Below are 6,971 nucleotides of genomic sequence, written 5' to 3'. Positions count from 1 at the left end.
GGCCGGGCCCCGCCCGCCGTCAGCCGCGGCGGACACCTGTCCTTCGCCGCAGCACGGCACCCGCGCCCGCCAGCGCGGTGGCCCCCAGGGCGGCCGCCGCCGTCACGGCCGGCAGCGCCGAACCGCCACCCGCGGCCTCCGCCACGGCTGCGGAGCGCGGCGCGGCGTCCACCTGGTAGCCGCCGCCCTCGCCCGCCCGGTCGTACGCCGAGCCGGGCAGCTTGTCCCCGTACCGCTATGGCCGTCGACGGGGCCGGGACCGAGGTGTGAACAGGCCGACGTGGATGTGGACGCCGCCCGGAAAACCCCGCGCAGCGGGCCCGGACCGGTGACAAACCGCCGCGCCGATGTGAATATTCACGGTCAAACGCCGGTCCGTCCGAGCCGGCCGCGAGCCGGACCGCCCGCCCCCAGGAGACCGCCATCCACAAAAGCGACCCAGCCGACCTCGCCGCCGCCCTGCGCACCGGCCCCTTCCACCTCGCCCTGCGCACCGCGATCTCCGCCCGGGGCCTCGCCCTGCACCGCATCCGCCGCCACCTCGCGCTGCGCGGCGTCAACGTCGGCCTCACCAGTCTCAGTTACTGGCAACAGGGCCGCCGCCGTCCCGAACGCGCCGAGTCACTGCGCGCCGTCGCCGCCCTGGAAGAGGTCCTCGACCTGCCCGAACACTCCCTCACCCGGCTGCTCGGCCCTCGCCGCGCCGCCGGCCCCACCCCGGCCGGCCCGCCCGTCCGCCCCTACCGTGACCTCATCTCCCCCGCCGTGGCCGTCGACGGCCTGCTCGCCACCCTCGCCGGCCCGCGCGACACCGGGCTGCACACCATCACCCACATCGAACGCATCCGGGTCGGCCCCGACCGCCGGCTCACCCGCCGCGACTCCCAGCACGCCCTGCGCGCCGACCGGGACGGCATCGACCGCTACCTCGCCCTCTACCAGGGCGACCCCGGCAGCGACATCACCCGCGTCGGCGTCCGCGCCGAGGAGAACTGCCGCCCCGGCCGCATCCGCCGCGACCAGGCCCACCACCTGCGCGCAGACGTACCAGAACGCCGATCACCTGCCGGCGCCCGCCACGGCGGCCGCCACCGACCCCTTCGGGACGAAGGTGGCCGGTGCGCACCCGATCAAGGACGCCTGACGGCCCCGCGGCTCCGCTGGGGGGCGCGGAAGTCCACGATCAGGGAGTCCTCCACCGGCAGGTAGCCGATCTGCTGGTAGATGGAGTTGCTGGTCGGGTTGGCGAGGTTGGTGTAGAGCAGGACCTCGGTGGCGCCGTGGGCGAGGACGTGGGCCGAGGCGGCGGCGGTGACGGCGGTGCCGTAGCCGTGCCCGCGGCTCCCGGTGGGGGTGTAGACCGGGCCGATGCGGGACATGCCGACGAGGATCGGGCTGCTGCCCGCCAGGGCGACCGGGCGGCCGTCGTCCTCCCACAGGTGCAGGCAGCCGTTCGCGATCCGCTCGTCCACCGCCCGCGGGACGTCGGGGAGTTCGACCTCGGCCTCGACCAGGAACTCCTCGTACCAGCGGATCGCCAGTTCCCGGTCGGCCGGTTCGGCCAGCCGGTGGCGGCCTGCGGGCGGGCGCGGTGGGCCGGCCAACTCGCCGAGCCGGTAGAGCCGCTCGTCGAAGCGGACGGACTGCTCGGTGCCGGTGGCCGCCGTCCAGGCGTCGGCGAAGGCGCGGACCGCTTCGGAGCCGCCGCCGACCCCGGTCACCGTGGTGAACCCGGTTCCGGCGGCGGCCAGGCCGATCGCCAGCTCGGCGGCCGCGGCCGGCGGCATGAAGGAGAGCCGGGGGTCGAACGGCGGTGTCTGGAGGAAGGCGCCCGCGACCGGGCCGCCCTCCTCGGCCCGCCACCAGCCGAAGACCGGCGGTTCGCCGAACACGGTCGGGCCGGACTCGGTCAGCCGGTGCGTGATGGTGAGCAGGACGGTGTTCTCGGCGGGGCGGGCGGCCAGGAAGGCCCCCGCCTCCTCCCGGAACTCGTCGAGGGAGGTGCTGAAAGTCCAGGTCATGGCCCATCGTGGACCGGAGCCGGACGTGTTCGCCAACGATTATCCGGCCGCCGCCGGGACGCCCGTTATGCGACCGCCACGCCCAGCTTCTCGGCCAGTGCCGCCGGATCGGTGGTCGGGGCGTCGCAGGCGAAGTGCCGGCAGACGTACGCCGCGGGCGCCCCGTCGACCAGCGGCCGGTCGGCCAGCAGCGGCACCTCGGTCCCTCCGGGCGTGCCGACCGCGACCACCGTCCCCGGCGCCGTCCCGAGCAGCGCGGCCCGCCGCAGCGCCGCGGTGGCCGGGTCGCCGTCCGGGCCGACGACGGCGACCTCGCGCGGCCCGTCGAGCAGCGCCTCGGCGACGGCGAGGCCCCAGCCGATGAACCGCGGCGCCCGGCCGGCGAGCGCGCCGACCACGCCGAGGGCCCGCTCGGCGGCCGTGCGGTGCCGGTCGGAGCCGGTGTACGCGGCGTACGTGAGCAGGGCGCCGGCGGCGGCCGTCCAGCCGGACGGGGTGGCGTTGTCGGTCGGGTCCTGCGGGCGGCGGATCAGCTCCTCGGCGTCATCGGCGGTGTCGTAGAGCGCGCCGGAGGCCTCGTCGGTGAAGTGCTTGAGCACGGTGTCGAGCAGGCCGCCCGCCAGCTGGAGCCAGGAGGACTCGCCGGTGACGGCGTACAGCGCGAGGAAGCCCTCGGCGGTGTCCGCGTAGTCCTCCAGCACACCGGCGTTGGTCCCGGCCCGGCCGTCCCGGGAGGTGCGCAGCAGCCGGCCGTCCGCGGTGAGGTGGACGGCGAGCAGCAGGTCGGCAGCGCGCTCGGCGGCCTCGACCAGGTCGGGGCGGTCCAGCAGCGCACCGGTCTCGGCGAGGGCGGCGATGGCGAGGCCGTTCCAGGCGGCGACCACCTTGTCGTCCCGGGCCGGGGCGGGGCGCGCCGCCCGGGCCTCGGCCATCCGGGCCCGGATCGTCTCGTACGCGGCGAAGTCCTCGGGGTCGGCGAGGAGTTGGAGCACCGAGGTGCCGTGTTCGAAGGTGCCCTCGGCGGTGACGGTGAACAGCCGGGCGGCGGTGGCCGCGTCGGCGGGGCCGAGCAGGTCGACCAACTGCCCGGGCTCCCACACGTAGTGGGCGCCCTCGGCGGACTGCCCGGTCTCCTCGTCCAGGCTGTCGGCGTCCAGCGCCGAGGCGAACGCGCCCTCGGGCGTGCGGAGTTCGCGCAGCAGGAAGTCCGCCGTGGACAGTGCGACCCGGCGGGCCAGGTCCGATCCGGTGGACCGCCACAGGTGCAGGTAGGCCCGCAGCAGCAGGGCGTTGTCGTACAGCATCTTCTCGAAGTGCGGCACCACCCAGCCGGCGTCCACCGCGTACCGGGCGAAGCCGCCGCCGAGCTGGTCGTGGATGCCGCCGCGGGCCATCGCCTCGCCGGTGCGGACGGCCATCTCCAGCGCCGCCTCCGAGCCGGTCCGGGCGTGGTGGCGCAGCAGGAACTCCAGCACCATGGCCGGCGGGAACTTGGGCGCGCCGCCGAAGCCGCCGCGGCTCTGGTCGAAGTCCCGGCTGAGGGTCACCAGCGCCTGGTGCAGATCCGCCTCTCCGGGCGGGTTGTGGGCGCCGGCCGAGTAGACGGCGGCCCGTTCGGCCAGGTCGGCCCGGATCCGTCCGGCGACCTGGCCGACCTCCTCCCGCCGGTCCCGCCAGGCGGCGTCCACGCCCTCCAGCACCTGCCGGAAGGACGGCATCCCGTGCCGGGACTGCGGCGGGAAGTAGGTGCCGAAGTAGAACGGCTCCTTGTCGGGGGTGAGGAACACCGTCATCGGCCACCCGCCCTGCCCGGTCGCGGCCTGCACCGCCTCCATGTACACGGCGTCGACGTCCGGCCGCTCCTCCCGGTCCACCTTGACGGCGACGAACCGCTCGTTGAGGTACTCGGCGAGGCCGGCGTCCTCGAAGCTCTCGTGTGCCATGACGTGGCACCAGTGGCAGGCCGAGTAGCCGACCGACAGCAGCACCGGCACGCCGCGCCGCCGCGCCTCGTCGAAGGCCTCCACCCCCCAGGGCCACCAGTCCACGGGGTTGTCGGCGTGCTGGAGCAGGTACGGCGAGGTCGCGTCCGCGAGACGGTTCGGCATGCCCCCATCCTCGCGCATCCGGCGCCGGCGCGCGGCAGGTCAGGACGGTCCGGAGGCCGGCGTCGAAGGTGCGCATCCGCCCGAGTGCCCCGGTCTGGGTCGGGCGGCGGAGTCCGTCGGCGACACGGCCGGAGCCCGGGGGTCACCGCGGGCGGGGCCGGCGGCTCACTCCTTCGGGGCCTCCGGCTGCTCGACGAAGTCGACCTTCTTGAACTGCCGGTTCATCGACTTGGCCAGGAACCAGGTCGCGACGCCGAGGGCGGCGAAGACGAGGAAGCCGAGGAGGCCAGGGGTGACCTTGGCGTCGTCGACGGCGAGGTCAGCGGCGAGGTGGACGAGGTTCACGGAGGCACTCATATCTCTATGGTGGCCCGGCTCACGGGGAGCCGGGCCATCGGGGGGTGGTTCAGTCGCGCGTGTCGGCGGCCTCGACCGCCAGGGTGGGGGTGCGCAGGCCGGCGAACAGGTCGTCCTCCGGCAGGTCCACGTCGACCAGGGTACGGGCGAGCTCGTAGTCCTCGGTGGGCCAGACCTCCCGCTGGACCTCCAGCGGGACGCGGAACCACGGGCCGTCCGGGTCGATCTGGGTCGCGTGGGCGATCAGCGCGCGGTCACGGGTCTCGAACCAGTCGCCGCAGTGGACCCGGGTGGTGATCTCGCGCTCCTTGCGGCCGCTCTTCTCCCAGCCCTCGATCCACTCGCCGTACGGCGACTCGTGGCCGTGCTCGGTGAGGTACTCGTGCAGGGCCCGGATGCGGCCCATCGGGAAGCCGTGGTTGTAGTACAGCTTGAGCGGCTGCCAGGGCTCACCGGCCTCCGGGTAGGCGTCCGGGTCGCCCGCGGCGTCGAAGGCCACCATGGTGATCTTGTGGGTCATGATGTGGTCCGGGTGCGGGTAGCCGCCGTTCTCGTCGTAGGTCGTGATGACCTGCGGCTTGAACTCGCGGATCAGCCGGACCAGCGGCTCCGCCGCCTCCTTGACGTCCTGGAGGGCGAAGCAGCCCTCGGGCAGCGGGGGAAGCGGGTCCCCCTCGGGCAGGCCGGAGTCCACGAAGCCCAGCCAGGCCTGCTCGACGCCGAGGATCGCCCGCGCCTCGTCCATCTCCTTGCGGCGCACCTCGTGGATGTTCTCCTCGATGTACGGGTCCCCCTGGAGCTTGGGGTTGAGGACCGACCCGCGCTCGCCCCCCGTGCAGGTGGCCACCAGCACGTCCACGCCCTGCTCGACGTACATGGCCATGGTGGCCGCGCCCTTGCTGGACTCGTCGTCCGGGTGGGCGTGCACCGCCATCAGTCGCAACTGCTCAGTCAACGCCTTGCGTTCCTTCCACACTCGTCGGGCGTTCCGCGAAGTCCGGGTCTGCCCACCGTACGAACCGCTCACTTCGGGACCGCGTCGCCGCGGGGCCGGGCCGCGGAACGTCGCCGGCGCGGCCGAGCCCTGCCCCCGCCGGACCGGCCGCGGGCGTGCCCCTCCTATAGTGACGGACTGGAGGAGCGTCGCATTCCCCCGCACCACCCGCGCGGCCCCTCCCCCCAGGAGAGGACGGAGTCCGATGAGTGCAGACACCACCGCCACCGGTCTGCCCGAGGGGCGCTACGGCCGCGGCGGCGACCGCGACTCGGACCGCCGCCTGAAGGTGATCGGCGCGGTCTGCGGCGTGCTCGGCCTGGGCCTGATCGCCTGGCTGGGCGGCTCCTACCTGCTGCGCGAGTCGAAGATCAACGGCTCGGTGCCGACCTTCCAGGTGCTCTCCGACTCCGAGGTCCAGCTGCACCTCACCGTGCGCAAGAGCGACGGGCAGGCCGGCACCTGCACGGTCCGCTCGCAGGGCGACGACCACGGGGTGGTCGGGGTGGCCGACTTCCCGGTCCCGGCGGCCGGCTCCAGCTACGACGCGGTGGTCACCCTGCGCACCACCTCGCGCGGCACCACCGCCGAGCTGCTCGGCTGCACCCCGGCCAAGTAGCGCGCACCCGAGCAGCGTGCACCCCCGCCCGGCGGTGTGCGCCCTGAGCAGTGCACCCGTCCCCCGTAGCGCGCATATTCGATCCGGAGAGCGGGCATCCGTAGAGGGTCCCGCACCCCGTTGCCGTACACCCCGGCGTCACGCCACCGTCAATGGCGCGCCAATGCCTCTCCCGCTTGTCAGCAGGACTTGTTAGGCTCGTGGTTTCGCCCCTTCCGCACCGGATGGTACGGGAGCGGGCGTTGCTTTGTAGTTGAGACCGATATCACCACCACCCCTGCTGACGACTCACACCCTCAGCACAGCCCCAGCACCTACGAGGAGCACCCGTGACCCAGACCAGTGAGAACGTGACCTGGCTCACTCAGGCCGGCTACGACCAGCTCAAGGCCGAGCTGGACCACCTGACCGGGCCCTGGCGCATCGAGATCGCCCAGAAGATCGAGGCGGCGCGCGAGGAGGGCGACCTCAAGGAGAACGCCGGCTATCACGCGGCGAAGGAGGAGCAGGGGAAGTACGAGCTGCGCATCCGCCAGCTGACCCAGCTGCTGGAGCGGGCCAAGGTCGGCGAGGCACCGGCCGACTCGGGCGTGGTGGCCCCGGGCATGGTCGTCACGGTCGCCTTCGACGGCGACGAGGACGACCTCATGGAGTTCCTGCTCGCCTCCCGCGAGGTCGCGGGCGCCGACGACCTGGACGTCTACTCGCCGCAGTCCCCGCTGGGCCGCGCGATCGACGGCAAGCAGATCGGCGACGAGGCCACCTACGAGCTGCCGAACGGCAAGCCGGCCATGGTGAAGATCGTCAAGGTCGTGCCGCACGCCGGCTGACCCGGCCGCACGACACGAGGGCGGCCGCGGAGGTCCAGGACT

General features: G+C 73.9%; 7 protein-coding genes. 3 read left to right on the top strand and 4 right to left on the bottom strand.

All coding sequences use genetic code 11. The features are described from left to right. The first annotated feature begins 765 nt into the window (after positions 1-765). Positions 766-1,209, top strand: coding sequence for a hypothetical protein (locus ACFU7Y_RS36880; RefSeq protein ID WP_374120170.1), 444 nt, complete (start codon positions 766-768; stop codon positions 1,207-1,209). Here the strand turns inward: ACFU7Y_RS36880 and ACFU7Y_RS36875 are convergent. From ACFU7Y_RS36875 to mca, 4 genes are all read right to left on the bottom strand, one after another. Continuing rightward, positions 1,131-2,021, bottom strand: coding sequence for a GNAT family N-acetyltransferase (locus ACFU7Y_RS36875; protein WP_224285296.1), 891 nt, complete (start codon positions 2,019-2,021; stop codon positions 1,131-1,133). The two genes, ACFU7Y_RS36880 and ACFU7Y_RS36875, sit on opposite strands and share 79 nt — an antisense overlap. Before the next feature lie 65 nt (positions 2,022-2,086). Next, the gene (locus tag ACFU7Y_RS36870; protein ID WP_380770970.1) at positions 2,087-4,129 is read right to left on the bottom strand and encodes a thioredoxin domain-containing protein; all 2,043 of its coding nucleotides are present in this window, start codon (positions 4,127-4,129) and stop codon (positions 2,087-2,089) included. A 165-nt stretch (positions 4,130-4,294) separates the two neighbouring features. Continuing rightward, on the bottom strand, positions 4,295-4,486 hold the full coding sequence (locus ACFU7Y_RS36865; RefSeq protein ID WP_224279824.1) for a hypothetical protein: 192 nt from the start codon (positions 4,484-4,486) through the stop codon (positions 4,295-4,297). Positions 4,487-4,535: 49 nt separating this feature from the next. Next, positions 4,536-5,441, bottom strand: a complete 906-nt coding sequence (gene mca, locus ACFU7Y_RS36860; protein WP_224279822.1) for a mycothiol conjugate amidase Mca — start codon at positions 5,439-5,441, stop codon at positions 4,536-4,538. A 244-nt stretch (positions 5,442-5,685) separates the two neighbouring features. Here mca and ACFU7Y_RS36855 point away from each other — a divergent pair, with 244 nt between their 5' ends. Together ACFU7Y_RS36855 and greA are read left to right on the top strand one after the other, a co-directional pair. Then, positions 5,686-6,099 (top strand): DUF4307 domain-containing protein, encoded by a 414-nt coding sequence (locus ACFU7Y_RS36855; RefSeq protein ID WP_224279820.1) that lies wholly within the window; start codon positions 5,686-5,688, stop codon positions 6,097-6,099. 329 nt (positions 6,100-6,428) lie between these two features. Continuing rightward, positions 6,429-6,929, top strand: a complete 501-nt coding sequence (gene greA, locus ACFU7Y_RS36850) for a transcription elongation factor GreA (RefSeq protein ID WP_207811066.1) — start codon at positions 6,429-6,431, stop codon at positions 6,927-6,929. Positions 6,930-6,971: the final 42 nt, after the last annotated feature.

The organism is Kitasatospora sp. NPDC057542 (assembly GCF_042801945.1).
Lineage (GTDB): Bacteria > Actinomycetota > Actinomycetes > Streptomycetales > Streptomycetaceae > Kitasatospora.
This window is presented reverse-complemented; position numbering and strand designations above follow the sequence as displayed.